This window comes from Myroides sp. C15-4, assembly GCF_050522745.1.
Taxonomy (GTDB): domain Bacteria; phylum Bacteroidota; class Bacteroidia; order Flavobacteriales; family Flavobacteriaceae; genus Flavobacterium.
Genome location: NZ_JBMVQX010000028.1, coordinates 36,224 through 54,190, shown reverse-complemented (window position 1 = coordinate 54,190; position 17,967 = coordinate 36,224). Strand labels below are relative to the sequence as shown.

General features: G+C 38.4%; 18 protein-coding genes and 1 tRNA gene. 12 read left to right on the top strand and 7 right to left on the bottom strand.

Going from position 1 to position 17,967, the window contains the following annotated elements:
* Positions 1 to 7: 7 nt before the first annotated feature.
* Positions 8 to 77: transfer RNA gene (locus tag ACPDHL_RS12260), tRNA-Cys, on the bottom strand.
* Positions 78 to 413: 336 nt separating this feature from the next.
* On the opposite strand from ACPDHL_RS12260, the gene ACPDHL_RS12255 reads away from it, so the two are divergent.
* On the top strand, positions 414 to 644 hold the full coding sequence (locus ACPDHL_RS12255; RefSeq protein WP_430533050.1) for a thioredoxin family protein: 231 nt from the start codon (positions 414 to 416) through the stop codon (positions 642 to 644).
* 82 nt (positions 645 to 726) lie between these two features.
* Here ACPDHL_RS12255 and ACPDHL_RS12250 read toward each other — a convergent pair whose 3' ends face one another.
* The 5 genes from ACPDHL_RS12250 to ACPDHL_RS12230 all read right to left on the bottom strand — a co-directional run bounded on the left by ACPDHL_RS12250 (position 727) and on the right by ACPDHL_RS12230 (position 5,981).
* Positions 727 to 1,137 (bottom strand): cytochrome C, encoded by a 411-nt coding sequence (locus ACPDHL_RS12250; RefSeq protein ID WP_430533049.1) that lies wholly within the window; start codon positions 1,135 to 1,137, stop codon positions 727 to 729.
* Positions 1,121 to 1,408 carry a hypothetical protein gene (locus ACPDHL_RS12245; RefSeq protein WP_430533048.1) on the bottom strand — a complete coding sequence of 96 codons (288 nt, stop codon included), beginning with the start codon at positions 1,406 to 1,408 and terminating at the stop codon, positions 1,121 to 1,123. The genes ACPDHL_RS12250 and ACPDHL_RS12245 overlap by 17 nt, the downstream gene beginning before the upstream one ends.
* A complete protein-coding gene (locus ACPDHL_RS12240) occupies positions 1,405 to 2,421 on the bottom strand; it encodes a cbb3-type cytochrome c oxidase subunit II (RefSeq protein ID WP_430533047.1) in 1,017 nt (338 codons plus the stop codon). Before ACPDHL_RS12240 ends, ACPDHL_RS12245 begins: the two co-directional genes overlap by 4 nt.
* 9 nt (positions 2,422 to 2,430) lie before the next feature.
* Positions 2,431 to 4,563 (bottom strand): cbb3-type cytochrome c oxidase subunit I, encoded by a 2,133-nt coding sequence (locus ACPDHL_RS12235; protein ID WP_430533046.1) that lies wholly within the window; start codon positions 4,561 to 4,563, stop codon positions 2,431 to 2,433.
* Between the two features lie 251 nt (positions 4,564 to 4,814).
* Positions 4,815 to 5,981 (bottom strand): PDZ domain-containing protein, encoded by a 1,167-nt coding sequence (locus ACPDHL_RS12230; RefSeq protein WP_430533045.1) that lies wholly within the window; start codon positions 5,979 to 5,981, stop codon positions 4,815 to 4,817.
* 278 nt (positions 5,982 to 6,259) lie between these two features.
* On the opposite strand from ACPDHL_RS12230, the gene ACPDHL_RS12225 reads away from it, so the two are divergent.
* The 7 genes from ACPDHL_RS12225 (at position 6,260) to ACPDHL_RS12195 (ending at position 12,628) form a co-directional block, all read left to right on the top strand.
* Positions 6,260 to 6,775: a c-type cytochrome gene (locus ACPDHL_RS12225; RefSeq protein WP_430533044.1), complete on the top strand. Its 516-nt coding sequence runs from the start codon at positions 6,260 to 6,262 to the stop codon at positions 6,773 to 6,775.
* Between the two features lie 16 nt (positions 6,776 to 6,791).
* Complete coding sequence (nosZ, locus tag ACPDHL_RS12220; RefSeq protein WP_430533043.1) at positions 6,792 to 8,750, top strand: Sec-dependent nitrous-oxide reductase; 1,959 nt, start codon at positions 6,792 to 6,794, stop codon at positions 8,748 to 8,750.
* A gap of 79 nt (positions 8,751 to 8,829) precedes the next feature.
* A complete protein-coding gene (locus ACPDHL_RS12215) occupies positions 8,830 to 9,438 on the top strand; it encodes a hypothetical protein (protein ID WP_430533042.1) in 609 nt (202 codons plus the stop codon).
* 1 nt (position 9,439) lies between these two features.
* Entirely contained in the window at positions 9,440 to 9,877 is a 438-nt protein-coding gene (locus tag ACPDHL_RS12210; RefSeq protein WP_430533041.1) for a nitrous oxide reductase accessory protein NosL, read from the top strand.
* Between the two features lie 31 nt (positions 9,878 to 9,908).
* Entirely contained in the window at positions 9,909 to 11,162 is a 1,254-nt protein-coding gene (gene nosD / locus ACPDHL_RS12205; protein ID WP_430533040.1) for a nitrous oxide reductase family maturation protein NosD, read from the top strand.
* Positions 11,146 to 11,853, top strand: a complete 708-nt coding sequence (locus tag ACPDHL_RS12200) for an ABC transporter ATP-binding protein (protein ID WP_430533039.1) — start codon at positions 11,146 to 11,148, stop codon at positions 11,851 to 11,853. The genes nosD and ACPDHL_RS12200 overlap by 17 nt, the downstream gene beginning before the upstream one ends.
* Positions 11,846 to 12,628 carry an ABC transporter permease gene (locus ACPDHL_RS12195; RefSeq protein ID WP_430533038.1) on the top strand — a complete coding sequence of 261 codons (783 nt, stop codon included), beginning with the start codon at positions 11,846 to 11,848 and terminating at the stop codon, positions 12,626 to 12,628. The genes ACPDHL_RS12200 and ACPDHL_RS12195 overlap by 8 nt, the downstream gene beginning before the upstream one ends.
* A 469-nt stretch (positions 12,629 to 13,097) precedes the next feature.
* On the opposite strand, the gene ACPDHL_RS12190 is transcribed toward ACPDHL_RS12195, so the two are convergent.
* A complete protein-coding gene (locus tag ACPDHL_RS12190) occupies positions 13,098 to 13,511 on the bottom strand; it encodes a hypothetical protein (protein ID WP_430533037.1) in 414 nt (137 codons plus the stop codon).
* Positions 13,512 to 13,725: 214 nt separating this feature from the next.
* On the opposite strand from ACPDHL_RS12190, the gene ACPDHL_RS12185 reads away from it, so the two are divergent.
* From ACPDHL_RS12185 to ACPDHL_RS12170, 4 genes are all read left to right on the top strand, one after another.
* Positions 13,726 to 14,280 carry a Crp/Fnr family transcriptional regulator gene (locus ACPDHL_RS12185; RefSeq protein WP_430533036.1) on the top strand — a complete coding sequence of 185 codons (555 nt, stop codon included), beginning with the start codon at positions 13,726 to 13,728 and terminating at the stop codon, positions 14,278 to 14,280.
* 65 nt (positions 14,281 to 14,345) lie between these two features.
* Positions 14,346 to 15,563: an MFS transporter gene (locus tag ACPDHL_RS12180; RefSeq protein WP_430533035.1), complete on the top strand. Its 1,218-nt coding sequence runs from the start codon at positions 14,346 to 14,348 to the stop codon at positions 15,561 to 15,563.
* 195 nt (positions 15,564 to 15,758) lie between these two features.
* Entirely contained in the window at positions 15,759 to 16,754 is a 996-nt protein-coding gene (locus ACPDHL_RS12175; protein ID WP_430533034.1) for a polysaccharide deacetylase family protein, read from the top strand.
* On the top strand, positions 16,754 to 17,869 hold the full coding sequence (locus ACPDHL_RS12170; protein ID WP_430533033.1) for a GNAT family N-acetyltransferase: 1,116 nt from the start codon (positions 16,754 to 16,756) through the stop codon (positions 17,867 to 17,869). The genes ACPDHL_RS12175 and ACPDHL_RS12170 overlap by 1 nt, the downstream gene beginning before the upstream one ends.
* Positions 17,870 to 17,967: the final 98 nt, after the last annotated feature.

Below are 17,967 nucleotides of genomic sequence, written 5' to 3'. Positions count from 1 at the left end.
TATTTTGAGGTTCCGGTTGGATTCGAACCAACCTACTAACTCTTGCGGAGTTAGGCCTACCACTCGGCCACAGAACCATTTTTTGGTATACGCTCTTAGTATACAGTTTACCACTCACCATTCACCACTCACCACTCACCATTCACCACTCACCATTCACCGTGAACTAATTTTCTGATACAAACATACGGGCTCTTTTGTTGTGCTGACTCATACAGAATTGTTATTTTCAAGCTAGTCCAGCAGCTATAGAAAAAATAAAGCACTCCCCCCCCTCCTCTTTCTCCCTTATGCTGGACCATAAGCCTATTGTAATTCTGTACCACACTCAGGCGTTCAATCACAGCTATCTTTACCGTGTAGAAGGAAAAATAACATCCTTCTCTGCTTTTATTAATTTAATTGTATATACCATGAAAAAAGTAACGTTTTACCACGCAGGATGTCCTGTATGTGTGAGTGCAGAACAAGATATCTTACACCTAATCACTGACCATGCTATTGATATTGTACACTTAGGAGAAGAACCTTCTAAAATACAAGCGGCAGAACGCGAAGGAGTACAATCTGTACCTGCCCTAGTATTGGCCAATGGTCATGTATTACACCTCAATTTTGGCGCTTCTATTGCCGATCTAAAATAAGAGAAGCCCACACAAAAAAACGCTGCGTTTAACACGCAGCGTTTTTTTTTATCTTCCAGATATAGTACATGTAAATTCCCTCTCACAAGCTTGCCTCGGCAAAATAGCGCACCATATAATACAATCCCCAAGCAACGACTACAATGATCGTAATCCACACCCAATACGGAATACTTTGAGGCGTTTCACTCCCTGTAATTAAAAAGGTTTTTTGATCTGCTTTTCCATAGGCATTAACCATAATATCAACAATGCCATCCACTACAGCTTCTTCTTTAATCCCTTCAACAGCTATGGCAGGTCCATTTCTAACCGTGAAGGGAATCTTTCGAATCCCTTCTTTACCTGTATAATCCTTACTAACAATGGTTAGCATATGATCACCATCAATCAGTTTATGGGTATCCAATGCAAAGGTAATGGGTGTTTCCAAAACAGCTATGGGTTGGGTCTCTTCATCAAGGAAGAGGTAAACTTTACTTTTTTGTTCCATGATACAACTCATTTAAAACTGTTCTTTTGATGTGGCTATCGCTCCTTTCTCCTGGCTTAATCAACCATTTAACTGAAAAAATCAATGTGAAGATCACGACAATAGCAACTGCTGTAATAATAAGATAATCCCATTGACTATCAGGGCCTGAACCGTGTACAATTCCCTTTAATACTTTTGGCTGATTGCGTTCACAAACAGGACAGGCCATCAGGGTTCCCGTGGTAAAAAAAACGAGTAACCCCAGGATAATGTTTTGTTTTACTTTCATTGTTTAGCTTTCATTTCATTAATATAATCCATGATCTCTTTTACTTCCTCTACTGTAACTAAAGGGGCTTGATTTCCCCAATTATTTCGTTCGTAATTGACAATAGCGGTTACTTCTTTAGCCGTCCAGTTAAGGTTTGTTCCTACAGCTGGCATTACTCCATATTCTCCTCTGGCATCATATCCATTCATGATAATATCCACAAAGAGCTGTAAGTTCTCTGCCATAACAATCGGGCTGTTTTTCAATGGGGGAAATGCACCAGCTAATCCTTCACCATTCGATTGATGACAAGTCGCACAATTCGTTGCGTAAAGGTTTTTTCCATCCACACCTGTATCTGCTGTTCCTCCTTCTACTTGAACGGTTGCTTTTTCCTTCATTGGATACAGAAATTCAGGTGCTACACTAGCTCCAGGTAATTTCGCTTGTTTGAGTTCACGCAAGTATGCCACGAGATCCAGCGCTTCTTCCGTCGCAACTACTTGTCCTTTTTTGGGGTTGCCAAATCCCTCAGGTACGGATACAATAACATCCGTATCAGACGGGCTGTGTTTGTATTGGAATAAAAAAGGATAGGCGGGCATCACGGATTCTTTTACGACAATTCGCGGATTAAACAGGTGTACAAGATGCCAATCGATACTGGGTTGTCGTGTACCTATATCGGTTAAATCGGGTCCTGTGCGTTCTGTTCCCATCAATGTAGCAGTATTCGTCCATACATCGATCCGTTTATTGCCTGCATAATCAACAGACATAGACGGTCTACTCCCCCATTTTCGATCCATTTCAACATTTCGCACTTGCTGACTGTGGCAGGCGACGCATCCATTGGCTATAAATACTTTTTTTCCGCGTACTGCTGCCTCACTTAGAGGCTCCGCATCGGGCAATGGCTGGATTCTCGACTGATTATCCAAGGCTGGGATAACAGCGACAAACAGCGTTAATACAACAAATAATACACTGGCAACGAGGTATAATTTTTTATGATTATTGAAAATATCCATGAATAAAAATTAAGAGTTTGTACTAGACTTGATTTGATCTTGTAGTTTTTCAAGGGCAAGGGTGACGCTTGCCGTTTCTTTGGGGTGAGGCGATCGAATCATGCTGTAAAAGTTAAAGGCAAAAAACACATGAGAGATCCACATCAAACTGCCCCCAATGGCGCGCCATAACCAATAAGGCATCATGAGCTTTACGCTTTCAATAAAAGGTGCATCTCCCATCCACAGCATACCGCGTAAGGTTCCGCCATACATTAAGGGAATTGAATAAAATAGCAACCCGATCAGTGCTAGCCAAAAATGGGCGCCTACTGTAATTTGTGGTGCCTCTCTTCCCGTTAGTTGTGGTACTAACGCATAAATACCGCCCCATAGTAAAAAAGCAATAATACCATACATAGTTAAATGCGAATGCGCTACGGTAAAATCAGTAAAGTGCCACAGTAAATTGGTAAAGCGAAAAGACTCTGCTGTTCCTTGTAGTGAACCCGTAAAGTAAAAGATGATGCCCACCACAAGAAAAGGCACCGTATAGCTATCTCTAACCTTGTGCCATGCCCCATTAAAGGTCATAATGAAGTTTGTCGTTCCCGCAACTACGGGAATCACCATCCCAACACTGGCAACAATAGCGACTGTTTGCAACCACCAAGGAATGGCACTGAATACAAAGTGATGCGTACCAATAAGGGTATAAAAAAGAATTTGCGTCCAAAAAGCCAAGATTCCCAAACTATAGGAATAAATGGGTTTATTGAGCTGTTGGGGAACGAAGTAGTACACAATTCCCAAGGTAAACAACATAAACCACATTCCTACCGCTTGATGCATATAGTAGCCTTGTACAATAGTTTCACCTAATCCGTCTTGCCAAAAGGGAAGATAGCCTACCACGGCCACAACGCTAATAAAAATAACCGCAGCGACAATATACCAATTGGAAATATAGATTTCTTCTGTTTTACGCTGTGCAATGGTCTTGAGGTAGTTGCGCAAGGTAAAGTATAACCCCAAGGCAAAGAGCAACATAATCGGCCAAATGTACTCGCGATATTCACCTCCTCCATTGTTAATACCCGCCATTAAACTGATCGAACCAAGGAAGACGGAGGCATTAATCAAAATGAGCGAATACCACGCCCATTTGTAACTCGCTAATACCGTATTGCTTACACGAGGAACAATATAGTAACCTAAACCAATCATCCCCAAGGAAGACCAGCCCCAAAATACGGCATTCGTATGTACGGGACGCAAGCGACCGAAACTTAACCAACTGGTTTGATCGATATCTGGAGCGACAAACTTAATCCCCAGGTACTCACCTACTGTTGTTCCAAAAAGCAACCAAAAACTCGCTGTACCCAAAAACCAAAGAATTACTTGAGTAAGCTTAGGATCGATATCGAGGTTCTTTTCATTTTTTTTCTTTGCGGCTACCACAGGTAAGCCATCGCGTTCCTGAATGCTGATCAATCCTTTCTGATCTCGCGCTTCTTGTGCTCCTGATAATTCCTGATCCGAAAGCGTATAATCCAACGCCTCTTTGCGCTGCATAAACACCTCCAGATCTTCTTCTGATAAATTCTCGAAATAGTGAATTAAACGATCTACTTCTTGGTTGTGTAGCTTTTGCCGTTGACTCTTAATAATGTGATAGACTTGAACCGCCATCATCCAACCTCCCAAAATAATGGGAATGGCAATTAGTATAAAAATAATCCAAATGCCGGGCTCTTTTAAAAGTGGACGATCCTCCAACCGCATCGAGGTCTGTGCCCATAGCGGGAGTTGAAAAAAGAACCCCAGTACCAATGCAATAGGCTGTTTTTTTGATCGTATTAAATCAAGCAATTGCTTCATTTGATTGGACTTCAAGCAAGACAACGGTTGCTCTTCTTTCTTCAACTGCGCTGTTTTCCTTTGCTGATACGCCTGTAATAGTTGTTTGGCTTCAACATATAAAAATCCACAAACGATTACCGTTAGTACTGTCATGGCGATCAGAAGTAAAATCGCGGTATTGCTTTCATTAAATGCAAAAGACAACGGCTTCATCGCAGGTGTTTCTATTGCTATGGGGGGTATAAAAAAAGAAGTGCTCAACGGAACAACACCGTCCGTAAAAAAGACAATTTTCATGCTAAGTATGTATTACAGTTTATTTCAAAGACTTACAACAAGGTTGAATCCTCATCAAATGAGTCTTAATTACTCACTGCTTTAAGGACTCCCTTTTATTTAAGTCAAAGGTAAAAGACATCTGAACCATTGGAATAGTTCAGATGACACAAACTTAGCTAGACCAGATTTTAGCCCAATAAAAGCAAACGAAAACCACATGCTGTACAGGAATACAACTGTTTTACTACTGCATGGCTGCTAGGTCAAAATTATTTTCCTTTTAGGAGCACTTCCTCTTTCAATACAATCTCCGTATTAATTCTACTAATTTCAAGTGTAACATCAGGAGAAGACTGTAGTTGTTCTTTCAATTTTTCTTTTTCAGTCAACGTTAATTGCCCCACGTTTTGTCCATTTACTACCTGTATTGTATCCCCCACTTGAATTCCAGCTTGATGCGCAGGTGAATTATGCCAAATAAATGTGACCATCAATTCCCCATTTTCTATCCTTGTTTTCAATCCTTTTCCACTAAAATTCGCTTCGAACTTTTTGTTTTCATACGGGGCGAAATAAAACTTGTTGCCGTGTAGGATTACGCGGTAGTAAGACAACCACTCTACTCCTAGATTGCTTTCCTCATCTTCTTCCACATCCGCTAAAAAGGTCGGAATCAATTGTTTTCCTACCTTCATGGATAGAGGCAACAGTGCGGTTTCTCCTGAACTAACCCCAAAGGCATTTGTACTCAATACACCTTCTCCTGTAATATAATGAGAAGCGTATGGCTTTACCTTTTCAAACATAATAGCACTCAAATAAAACAATCCGTTATAGCCCGTATCAAAATAAATCCCCTTTTCCTTCACCTGATCAAAGTACGTCAATGTAAGCAAGGGAGTGCCAATGGCGGTTTTCTTTACTTTTAAACAAGAGAAATTAGCGGTCTTCCATTGCGTATCGAAATGACTTGAAATCACAATTGCATCGTGATACAGGTCAAAATCCCACACACTCTTGGCTGTCATATTGCCTCCAAGAATTCCATCAATACCCAAGTCGTCAAAAACCGACAGGTCTTCCCGCATAAACACAAAATTTTCAAAGGTTAAATTCCCCATTTTCACAGCAGGTATAGTAACGTATTCGACCTCTTGTGTGTTTTGCATGGCGTCCATGATAGACAGACGTTCTAGAAAAACAGCATCAACATCTAATCCTTTTCGAATTGTTGAAGGAGCTCCAGTATCTACTAGAAAAACATACTCCTTTCCTTTTATTTCCACTGTTACATAAATCAGCTTATCTACCCTTGTATAGCTTAGTTGTTCCTTGTAAACGCTTGGGCTAATTGTTCCTCGTTTAAATATTCCCTTTTGGGCCATTGTATGCAGGTGAATTAACACAAAAAACAAAACAAACAGTATCTTTTTCATAACATAAATAATTATTAATACAAATTAACACATTAAATACTAAATAAAATAAAAAGCACATCTAAATTAACATAAAAAACAACTTTAAACACAAAAAGAATGACGTGATTTTCTTACACCTCTCTCTTGTAATCAGAGGATTTTTGGTGATACATGACATTAAAAACAAGAAAAAGGATAAAAAACTCCTTTATTAACACTTTTGTGATCTGAGTCATAAAATACTCCCTTCATCTAGGGCTAACTTTGGGTTACAATAATATCTAAACTATATCAAGATGAAATCAAAAGCGCTATCATTTATGCTACTAACAGGCTGTTTTACCCTTCTTTCTTGTGGAGACAAAACTGCAAAACCCACATCAGACGGAACAGTAACAACAAATGAAAGAAAAGTAGAAGTTCCTACAGAAACGAAATCTACTTCAACAGATGCAAATGCACCTGCTTCGGAACGCGTAGATTTAGTAAATAAAGGAAAAGGACCGATCAAAACCCTTGTGTTAGGTGACATTGATCAAGCCATGGCTACGAAAGGTCAAGAAGTATTCAAAACGATGTGTACGGCTTGTCACAAGCCTGATAAGAAATTTATCGGACCAGCTCCTAAGGGTATCTTAGAACGTCGCACACCAGAATGGGTAATGAATATGATTTTAAACCCAGAGAATATGATTGAAAATGATCCATTAGCACAAGAGTTATTAAAAGAATTTAACGGTGCACCGATGGCGAATCAGAATCTAACAGAAGAAGAAGCCCGTGCCGTTTTAGAATATTTTAGAACACTGTAACTTAACACCATAACGTATGAAAAAGTTTATCAATTTAACCTTAATGAGTTGTCTGGCGGGCTTTACCTTAGTCAGTTGCACGAAATCAGGACAGAATAGCAAGGGGGCGCTCTCGTCGAATGCCGCAGAAAAAGTATATGTTGCACCAGGAGAATATGACGAGTACTATGGTTTTTTCTCTGGAGGATTTAGCGGTCAGCTCTCCGTATATGGCTTACCCTCAGGAAGACTTTTTAAAGTCATCCCTGTTTTCTCACAAGATCCTGAAAAAGGGTATGGCTATAGTGAAGAAACCAAGCCCATGTTAATGACCTCTCACGGATTTATTCCTTGGGACGACTCCCACCACCCTGATATTTCTCAAACCAATGGGGAATTAGATGGACGTTGGATTTTCATCAACGGGAATAACACCCCGCGTATTGCACGTATTGACTTGGAGGATTTCAGTACAGCTGAGATCATCGAAATTCCAAATAGTGCAGGGAATCACAGCTCGTCTTTCGTAACGGAAAACACGGAATATGTTGTAGCAGGAACGCGTTTTTCTGTGCCTATTCCACAACGCGATATCTCTATTAAAGAATATAAAGGGAATTTTAAAGGAACGCTATCTTTTATCAAAGTAGACCAAAAATCAGGAGAAATGGATTTGTCTTTCCAAATTCAAATGCCTGGTTTTAACTATGATTTATCCCACCCAGGTCGCGGAAAATCACATGGTTGGTTCTTCTTTACAACCTATAATACGGAAGAAGCACACAGCTTACTAGAAGTAAATGCCTCTCAAAATGACAAGGACTTTATTGCGGCGGTAAACTGGAAAAAAGCCGAAGAATACATCAAAGCTGGGAAAGGAAAAAAAATGCCAGTGAAGTATGCGCATAATAAATTTGACAATGCCACACATATGGCTACGCATACGATGAAAGAAGAGGTGTTAATCCTCGATGCCAGTGAATTCCCTGATTTGGTGTACTTATTACCTACGCCAAAATCACCGCACGGTTGTGATGTTGATCCTTCTGGAGAATACATCATCGGAAATGGAAAACTTTCGGCTAACCTAACGGTACACTCTTTTACTAAAATGCTAGATGCCATTGAGAAAAAGAAATTTGATGGAGAAGCTTATGGTTTACCTATCTTAAAATTTGAAGATGTATTAGCAGGTGTAGTAGAACAACCTGGATTAGGTCCGTTGCATACCGAATTTGATGGTCAAGGCAATGCATATACGACGTTCTTTATCTCATCTGAAGTTGTAAAATGGAAATTGGGTACTTGGGAGATTATCGATCGCAAGCCAACGTATTATTCCGTAGGACACTTGATGATTCCTGGGGGGAACTCAAGAAAACCAGATGGTAAATACTTAGTAGCGATGAATAAAATCACCAAAGACCGTTACTTACCTGTTGGACCCGATTTAAATCACTCCGCTCAACTCTATGATATTACAGGGGATAAAATGGAACTATTGCTCGATTTCCCTACAATTGGTGAACCGCATTATGCAGCGGCAATCAAAGCGGATAAGATTAAGGATAAATCTCGACAAATCTATAAGCTCGATGAGAATAAACACCCTTATGCCGTAAAATCACCAGCTGAAACTAAAGTAACGCGAAATGGAAATGAAGTACACATCTATATGACGATGATTCGTAGTCACTTTACCCCAGATAATATCGAAGGTGTAAAAGTAGGTGATAAAGTCTTTTTCCACGTAACGAACTTAGAGCAAGACTTTGACGTTCCACACGGAATCAGCATGTTGGGTGCTAATACATCCGAGCTCCTCGTGACACCGGGTAAAACAGAAACTTTTGTATGGGAACCTAAACAAGTAGGTGTTTGGCCTTTCTATTGTACGGATTTCTGTTCGGCTCTTCACCAAGAGATGCAAGGCTATGTACGCGTATCCCCTGCGGATTCAAACATTCAACTTTCTTGGTCGCTAGATGATGAATAACGTATCATAACAAGCCGCTTTTAATTTTAATCTTTAAAGGACAGGAAGTAAAATTCCTGTCCTTTACAAACAAAAAAGTATGAAAAAATCCTCTATTTTAATGATAGTGGGCTCATGTTTACTCCTATCCTTATTCTACTTTCCACTTTGGAACATTGAACTAGGAGCTCCACAATATCCAATTCCACTAGGAATGAATATTTATATTGATGGGATTAAGGGCGTAGGAGAATTTGATCTTCAAAATATCGATGGTTTAAACCACTATATTGGGATGAAAACCATTCCCAAAGCTGAAGATATGTGGGAATTTACCGTTTTCCCAATCGTAATTGCCACTATGGCCTTCTTGGGAATTGCCTTGGGGATTGGAGGTTACTTCAATAAGGTAAAACCTTCTTTTTTCTTGGGTTGGTTGGTTGTCATGGTTATATTAGGTCTCGCAGGAATGTATGATTTTAACTTGTGGTTGCTTGATTACGGAAGTGATTTAGATCCACATGCAATCATGAAAATGGTCGATGCAAACGGCAATCCATTAACCTATGAACCTCCCCTATTTGGACATCGAAAAATATTAAACTTCGACGCGTATTCTTATCCACACCTCGGTGCTTATCTCATGGCTTTGGGTATGGTATTGATCTTTATCGCTTATTTCGTTGGAGCAAAATCTAAAAAAAATTAGTATGAAACCAATCGCTTATCTTATTCTTATCCTCCTTTTTGTCTCTTGTACAGTTAAAGTACAGCCCATTGAATACGGGACAGACGATTGTGATTTTTGCAAAATGGGCATTGTCGATGCGAAACACGCCGCTCAATTGGTAACTACCAAGGGCAAGAACTACAAATTCGACGCCATCGAATGTATGTTGCATTACCTCGCTGATACAGAACATCCAGAGAAAGAATACTCGCATATCTTGGTCGCTGATCTACGCAACCCAGGGACATTAATTCCCGCTGAACAGGCGAATTTTATTATCTCAAAGAATATTCCCAGTCCAATGGGAGCCTTTCTTTCAGCGACACAAACCAAGGAAGATGCACAAAAATTACTAGACGAGTTTACAGGTGAACGCTATTCATTCACCACCATTCGTCAACAAATGTCGCATCACTAATCACGAGCAGGGCTTTAACTTCTTTAGTACTATGAAAAAAACACTTGAAATACTATGCATTCTTATTTTTCTTGTATCAGGATGGAATACAAAGGCCAAAACCATTACCGTTCAACCCAACTCCACAATCAATACGATTAAAAAAGCCATCGACATAGCCGAAGCCTATGATTTGATTGTCGTTGAAGCAGGAACGTATAAAGAAACGGAAATTCACATCAAAAAGCCACTCACCCTACTCAGTAAAAACGCCATCGTTGATGGTGAAAACAAAGGAGAAATCTTCCTTATTCAATCGGACTATGTCACGATTAAAGACTTCACTATCATCAATGTAGGAACGAGTTATATCAAGGATTACGCCGCGATACGCGTAAGGGAAAGCAAACACTTTATCATTGAAAACAACACCATTAAAGAGCTTTTTTTTGGTATTTACCTCGAGAAATCCAAGGACGGGAAAGTACTGTCCAACAAGATTTACGGCAAGGCGAAAAGTGAATTTAATTCGGGTAATGGCATTCAGTTGTGGTATTGTAACAACATTGAAATCAAAGACAATTACGTCGAACGTGTACGCGATGGTATTTATTTAGAATTTTCTAATTACTGTACCATTCACAACAATATCAGTAAGAACAACGTGCGCTATGGCTTGCATTTTATGTTCTCCAATCACGATGTAGTGACAAATTGTTCCTATACCAATAACGGAGCTGGTGTGGCGATTATGTTTTCCAAATTCATGAAAATGAGTTACAACTTATTCAGTGATAATTGGGGATCTGCTGCCTATGGTGTCTTGCTAAAGGAAGTCAATGATACAGAAATTAGTCGCAATGTATTTAAAAACAACACCACGGCTATTAATATCGAAGGATCCAACCGCGTACAGTACCTACACAATGATTTTATTAGCAATGGATGGGCCTTGAACTCCAGAGGAGCCAATTATCAAAACATCGTAAATTACAATAACTTTTTAAACAACTCCTTTGATTTGCTCTATCAAGGTCAACTCAATCAAAACAATTTTGACCTCAACTATTGGAGTAATTACACGGGCTATGATTTAGACAAGGACGGGATTGGCGATGTACCACACCGACCAATTAAACTCTTTTCGTATATCGTAAATAAAACGCCAGAATCTATTATTTTCTTGCGTAGTCTATTTGTCGACATCATCGATTTCTCAGAAAAAGTATCCCCTGTATTTACACCCGATAACTTAGTAGATACTCAACCTTTTATCAAACAAATTCAACATGATTACGATCACTAATTTACATAAAAAATTTGCCGACAATCAGGTGTTAAAAGGAATTGACCTCACGATTGGGCAAGGCGTACTCGCTATATTGGGTCCCAATGGAAGTGGTAAAACAACCCTCAATAAATGTATTTTATCCATGGTCTATCCCGATCAAGGAACCATCGAAATTGAGGGTAACAACATTGCCAACCAATGGCAATACCGAGAGAATATTGATTATTTACCTCAAATTGCCAATTTCCCCAATACACTTACAGTATTGGAATTAATCCATATGATCAAAGATTTGAGAAACGACAAACAAAAAGATCACCAACCCCTGGTTGAGTTATTTAAGCTCACTCCTTTTCTCAACAAGAAACTCAATAAACTATCGGGAGGAACCAAGCAAAAAGTTAATATTTTATTGGCCTTTATGTTCGATAATCCCATTTTAATTCTCGATGAACCAACTACTGGACTAGATCCTGCAGCGATGATCCTATTAAAACAATTGATTATCAAAGAGAAACAAAAGGGAAAAACCATTATCGTTACCTCTCATATTATGAGTTTTGTTGAGGAAATATCCGATCAAATTATCTTTATTCTCGAAGGAAAAATATACTTCAAAGGCAGCATTGACGAACTAAAAGAAACGACAAAACAAGACAACTTTGAACATGCTATTGCTAACCTTTTAATTGATTCTTATGCTTAAAATTCTAAAATATAGCTTTTTCGATTTAATGCGCAGTAGATGGAGCTACTTCTATTTGTTCTTCTATCTTGCGCTTGGATTTGTCTTGCTATTCCTCAATCGCGATATAGGAAAAGCCATTATTACCTTGATGAATGTGATCATTGTTCTTGTTCCCCTAATCAGTACGATTTTTGGTATTATGTACTACTATGATTCCAAGGAATTTACAGAACTCTTGCTCGCTTTACCCATCAAGCGATCTTCTATTTTTATTGGGCAGTATTTAGGCGTGGCCCTATCACTATCGATGAGTTTACTTATTGGTTTAGGTATTCCCTTTATCTGCTATGGACTTTTTGCCTCTGATATTATCTTCGAATTTCTACTTTTGTTGGGTATCGGTGCTTTTCTAACTTTTATATTCAGCGCTTTAGCCTATAATATCGGATTGCGAAATGAAAATAAAATCAAAGGATTCGGACTGGCTATCTTGTTGTGGTTATTCTTAGCAGTCGTCTATGATGGTATCTTTTTGAGCATCCTCATGGTCTTTGGCGATTATCCGTTGGAAAATATCTCCTTGATTGGTACGATCTTAAATCCCATTGACTTATCGCGCATTATGATCTTACTCAAACTCGATATCTCAGCACTTTTAGGTTATACTGGAGCTGTATTCAAAAAATTCTTTGGCAGTGGATTAGGTAGTTTACTTTCCTTTGCTTTATTAACGCTGTGGACTGTACTTCCTATTTTATTAATCTACAGAACAGGGAAGAAAAAGAATTTTTAAATATGGGAGATTGGAGATTGGAAATGGGAGATTGGAAATGGGAAACCGTAACGAAGTGTAGATTCATCTAACACTAAAACAAAATATAAAATCAGTGAGATACACCGTACAAACCTCACAACGAGCGAACCGCGCGAAAAACAAAAAACAAAGAGCAAAGAGCAAACCGTAATGCAATGAAGGTTCATCGAATACCAAAATAAAATATAAACTAAGTGAGATAAAGAACAAAAAAAGGCGGTTCATCCTGAACTTCACCATTCCAATTAAAGGTATGCGTCTAAAAATTAAAGTATAGCTGCGACCAAAAGAGTAGCTTTGAGTATAAAACTATATAATTATCCCTGTTTAATATCGTAATAAGAAAAGCGCACACCACTAAAAAAACGTTCAGGCAAGATTAACTCACCTGAACGTTCGACTCATAACATAAAAAAATAAAAATAACTGGTTTAATTTGTTTTAGACGTCATTTAGTTGTTAGTTCACTTTGTTCTACTTCTTGCTTTGCCAAGTCTAAAGCTTCTGCATAAGTTTTCACCACAAGAAGCTTATGTCCCCAATACTTTTGAAAAACAACCTGAAAATCAAGTGCTACTTGACGTTTGATCGGATCAGGTTCTACCTGAATCATCGCTAAAACTTGGGTAGATAGTGCCTCTCGATTCTTCTTCATCCAAAGGTTCATCTTTTTCATATGGACTTTATCGCTCTTGGTTTCCTCCACATCTGGAGCACTTACTTCATTGATCATAACAAATGTTTGTCCCCGTTGAAGTAAAGCTTCATAGTCTGCAAAGTATTGATCTTGATTTTTCTCTTTTTGTGTCGATGCAATAGACACACGAACAATAGGAAATTCGGCAACGTTTATGGTACTCATGATCTTTTTTTACAAAGGACTGACTTTACCTCATCCAACGCAATGGAGATAAATGAGATCAGAATGGACAAAACCAAGTTTTTTTTATTTTACACCCTTCATTTGGCTTCCAATGTTTTTTTGATTTCTTTCGCAAGAAACGAAAAACCCAACTGAAATTTGATATTTTTACCATAGACTTATTATATACACTTCATCCACTTGGTCTATTCCTATGCTAGCACTTCTTACCCATCTTTGTGATAAATACAACATTGACGAATCTGCCTTAACGCTTTTACTATCCAACATGGAGCTGGTTACCTTTGAAAACAAGGAAATCATTTTGGATCATACCCATACAAAATCCACCTTTTACATCTTGTCAAAAGGTATTTGGCGCGCGTATAAAATAGTTGATGGAGATGAGAACACCCTGTGGTTTGAACGCTATAGCGATTTGATTTATAGCGAAATTGAGCCAAATTACCTATTGGAGTCCGTGGGTGAAAGTAAAGCTTATTACATGGATAAAAAGGAACTGGATGCCCTTTGTTTGGCCTCTCACGAAATTTCCAATTTAATACGCATCTTGATCGAAAAATTCTACTTTGACGTCACGCGTATCTCTGTTGATTTATCCCATCAATTAGCCAAAGAACGTTACCTGTCTATCTTAGAGAACGATCCTGAATTATTTCAATTGGTTCCCCAAAAGTACATTGCTTCTTTTTTGGGCTTGACCCCACAATCGTTGAGTCGCTTGAGGAGAAAAATTGTTGGCAATTAAACGAAGTTACCAAATGGTAACGTTGATTGAGGGATAAACTTTTATTCTTGCAAAAAAAGTTTACCATGACTCAGGTTATTGATTTACAAGATTGGAAGAAGAAATTCATCCTTATTTGGATGGGACAAACCTTTTCTATTTTAACAAGTTCCATTGCGCAATTTGCCTTGGTACTTTGGATAGGTATGGAGACAGGATCCGCCAAAGTACTCGCTTATGCCACAATTGCAGGTTTATTACCTCAAATTCTCTTAGGTCCATTTGCGGGGGTATTAGTCGATCGCTGGAACAAAAAAGCAACCATGATTGCTTCAGATAGCTTTGTTGCACTTTGTTCAGCAGTAATCGCCTTACTCTTTTACTGGAATTTACTAGAACTGTGGTCTATTTACCTGCTCTTAGCGCTTCGCTCTATTGGAGGGGCTTTTCACACACCTGCGATGAAATCAACCGTACCCCTACTCGCACCAAAAGATCAACTGGTACGCGTAGCAGGAGTCAATGAAGTAATCCAATCGGTTGCTTTTATCAGTGGTCCTGCACTAGGCGCTTTCTTGCTCTTGCATTACAGCATGACCCTTGTGATGCTCTTAGATGTTATAGGCGCTTTTATAGCCTGTATCATGTTGCTATTCGTTGCCTTTCCCAAAACAAAGAAAAGAGTTGAAATTACAGCATCTATTTATAAAGATATGGTAGAAGGCGGTCGTATCATCCTGCGAAATAACCCCATGTCGTGGTTGCTCTTTTCCGAAATTATTGCGCGATTCTTCATTTTTCCCGTTGTAGCTGTAACACCGCTAGTAACCTTAAACTACTACAAAGGAACTCCCTATCAAGTGAGTTTAATTGAGATACTCTTTGGTATTGGATTACTATTCGGCGGTGGTTTACTCGCAGTGCTCAATCAACGTTTTCGAAAAATATCCCTCGCCCTAGTGGGGTATATCCTCTTGGGACTTGCCCTCTTAATTTGTGGTTTGCTCGCTCCGCATTTGTTTATACTATATGCTGTATTAACTGTTTTTCAAGGAATTGCTGTTCCCCTTTACGAAGGATCTATTACCGCATTAATCCAAACTCAATTTGAGTCCCAATACCTCGGAAGAATCTTTGGATTAATCGGTAGTATTTGTCAAATTCCCGCCATTATTGGTTTGCTCTTCACCGCAGAATTAGCCGATCAATTCGGCGTACAAAATGTATATGTAACTGGTGGTATTGCCTTGTGCTTTTGTGCGGTATTCGTAGGAAGTAATAAACGCATGCGACAATTGAAGTGAAACTTGGACTTTCTAAATAAAAACAAGCGAACAAATCGCAACAAAGTTTTAATTCATCAGATATAAAATTCGTGCGATAAACCACGCCTATAAACTAGAGGGATAAAAAACACTACATAAAATAGTTCTCTCCTTCTATCAATCTTTACACTTAAATTAATATATTCGATTAATTTTAACTTTAAAAACAGAAAAATGGGATTGGTAAAAACGATACTCTATAAAATCTCCGAGATAATAGCATTGGAGCAAGTGAAGAAACAATCCATTTTCCCTTACTATCACCTCGTCCACAACGATCAAAAAGAGCATATCAAACACCTCTATTCCTATAAAAATATCGAGCATTTTCAAGTCGATCTCGCTTTATTACATACGCATTACACCACACTTCCACTAGAACAATTATTAACAAAAAACAGTAGTAAAAATACCTACTTACTTACTTTTGATGATGGATTAAGTGAAATATACACCACTATTTACCCTCTTTTAAAGGAAAAGAAAATATCTGCTATCTTTTTTATTAACCCCAACTATGTGGATAATCACAAAATGATGCACAGACACCGCTTAAGTGTTTTGTATTCTCACATCGAAAAAAATAATATCGACGCAACAACCGCAAACAAAATAGCCAAACTTTGCCATTTTACTTATACAAGTACTTTGGATTTCAAGCAGAAGTTCTTAGCTTTAAAAGCGCAACAAGAGCAGCTTATTGAAGCTATTTTTGATCTATTACAACTGGATGAAAAACAGTATTTAAGCAAGCATATGCCTTATATTACTCGTGCACAGATTCAGGAAATGATGGATAATGGTTTTTATTTTGGAGGACACTCCATGTCGCATCGCCCGCTAAACGAATTGTCTTTTGAAGAGCAAAAGAGCGAAATATTAGACTCCGTAGCTTGGCTCAAAACACACTTTGGTATTACCTATTCGCTTTTCGCTTTTCCGTTTAGCGATAGGGGAATTTCCAAACGATTAATCACCGCTTTGTTTGAAATGGATCCCAACCTAATCTTATTTGGTAATTCGGGTATCAAGCAAGATATTGATCCGCGGATCATACAGCGTTTTTCGTTAGAAAATCCAAGGCTGGATACGCGCAAGGTTATTATAATGGAAAATTTATACAAATGGTACAACCAAAAGATTGGAAAATATAGAATTAAAAGAAACTAATGGTGAAAGAGATCAAAGAAATACAGAAGAAAGATATTCCTCAGTTGATGGAAGATACTACATTTTGGGATCATCCTTTTCTAGCTGTAAGCAAGCATCGGTTGTGGTCACACTATCACAATCCCACTTGTGCTGATCGCGATATTGTTCTATTATTAGCTTATATAGACGGTGAACTTGTGGGCTATATGGGCGCATATACTGATTTTGTCTATACGGGAGAACAAAAACAAAAGATTGCTTGGTTATCTACTTGGTGGGTCCATCCTAAAACAAAAGGAACGGGAATTGGACGCTTACTTTTAGATACCATGTACACCAAACAAAATGGGCAAATTGGGATTTCTCAATTTACGCCTAGTGCAAAAAGAGTATATGACAAATCAGGGTATTTTATGGATCTCAAAAGCAGTCCGGGAATAAAAGCTGTGTTGCGCAGCAATTTGTCTTTTATCATTCCAACACTCCTGCCAAAAGCGAAATTTTTATACCCTTTTTTCGACTTTGCTGATCGTGCTTTGAATGTATTGATTAATGCTCGACTTAGCTTTTGTCGTCGAACCCTGCAAAAAAAGCTCAAAAACACTACAATTGACTACTTACCTTTTCCCGACACAGCCGTAAGAATGCTAATTGACACCTACGGAAAACAGGATATTGCTCAAAAAAGCAATGCTTTTTTTAACTGGCTCAAAACTTACCACTGGGTGTATGAAGCTCCTTTACTATCCAATACAACAAAAGATCGCTATGTCTTTTCAATGTACGACCAATCATTTGGGTATTATTTTGTAAAAATAAGTGAGCACAAAACTTGTATTGGTTTCATAGTCTTACAAAAAAGAGGAACGACACTCAAAGTGTTGTTTACGTATTTTGATGATAAAAAGTATGGTGAATTGGTAGCTAACGTAATTAAACAACACGCTATCCAACTAAAGATCCGAGAAATTATTTGTTATGATCCCGCTATTGTTACAGCACTATTTTCTTCTTCTATTTTCTTATACAAAAAAGAAAAAGTCAAACAATCTATTATATCCAAAGCTTTTGGTCTAGAAGATTGTAGCAATATTCGCGTTAATTTTGGCGATGGCGATTGTTGTTTTGCGTAGTCTCTTCTTAACCTTAGCAAAATTATACAACTAAAATTTCTCCCTTGAGAAAATATAAAAACAAAAGAAAAGCGCGACCTACTACAACTAAGTCGCGC

Excerpts from the sequence above, each read along its gene's own strand:
- ACPDHL_RS12245 (WP_430533048.1), bottom strand. The coding sequence starts at position 1,408 with ATGAAAGTAAAACAAAACATTATCCTGGGGTTACTCGTTTTTTTTACC.
- nosD (WP_430533040.1), top strand. The coding sequence starts at position 9,909 with ATGAAAAAAACACTTGAAATACTATGCATTCTTATTTTTCTTGTATCA.
- ACPDHL_RS12215 (WP_430533042.1), top strand. The coding sequence starts at position 8,830 with ATGAAAAAATCCTCTATTTTAATGATAGTGGGCTCATGTTTACTCCTA.
- ACPDHL_RS12235 (WP_430533046.1), bottom strand. The coding sequence starts at position 4,563 with ATGAAAATTGTCTTTTTTACGGACGGTGTTGTTCCGTTGAGCACTTCT.
- ACPDHL_RS12250 (WP_430533049.1), bottom strand. The coding sequence starts at position 1,137 with ATGGAACAAAAAAGTAAAGTTTACCTCTTCCTTGATGAAGAGACCCAA.
- ACPDHL_RS12195 (WP_430533038.1), top strand. The coding sequence starts at position 11,846 with ATGCTTAAAATTCTAAAATATAGCTTTTTCGATTTAATGCGCAGTAGA.
- ACPDHL_RS12170 (WP_430533033.1), top strand. The coding sequence starts at position 16,754 with ATGGTGAAAGAGATCAAAGAAATACAGAAGAAAGATATTCCTCAGTTG.
- ACPDHL_RS12230 (WP_430533045.1), bottom strand. The coding sequence starts at position 5,981 with ATGAAAAAGATACTGTTTGTTTTGTTTTTTGTGTTAATTCACCTGCAT.
- ACPDHL_RS12180 (WP_430533035.1), top strand. The coding sequence starts at position 14,346 with ATGACTCAGGTTATTGATTTACAAGATTGGAAGAAGAAATTCATCCTT.
- ACPDHL_RS12240 (WP_430533047.1), bottom strand. The coding sequence starts at position 2,421 with ATGGATATTTTCAATAATCATAAAAAATTATACCTCGTTGCCAGTGTA.
- nosZ (WP_430533043.1), top strand. The coding sequence starts at position 6,792 with ATGAAAAAGTTTATCAATTTAACCTTAATGAGTTGTCTGGCGGGCTTT.
- ACPDHL_RS12190 (WP_430533037.1), bottom strand. The coding sequence starts at position 13,511 with ATGAGTACCATAAACGTTGCCGAATTTCCTATTGTTCGTGTGTCTATT.
- ACPDHL_RS12185 (WP_430533036.1), top strand. The coding sequence starts at position 13,726 with ATGCTAGCACTTCTTACCCATCTTTGTGATAAATACAACATTGACGAA.
- ACPDHL_RS12225 (WP_430533044.1), top strand. The coding sequence starts at position 6,260 with ATGAAATCAAAAGCGCTATCATTTATGCTACTAACAGGCTGTTTTACC.
- ACPDHL_RS12255 (WP_430533050.1), top strand. The coding sequence starts at position 414 with ATGAAAAAAGTAACGTTTTACCACGCAGGATGTCCTGTATGTGTGAGT.
- ACPDHL_RS12175 (WP_430533034.1), top strand. The coding sequence starts at position 15,759 with ATGGGATTGGTAAAAACGATACTCTATAAAATCTCCGAGATAATAGCA.
- ACPDHL_RS12200 (WP_430533039.1), top strand. The coding sequence starts at position 11,146 with ATGATTACGATCACTAATTTACATAAAAAATTTGCCGACAATCAGGTG.
- ACPDHL_RS12210 (WP_430533041.1), top strand. The coding sequence starts at position 9,440 with ATGAAACCAATCGCTTATCTTATTCTTATCCTCCTTTTTGTCTCTTGT.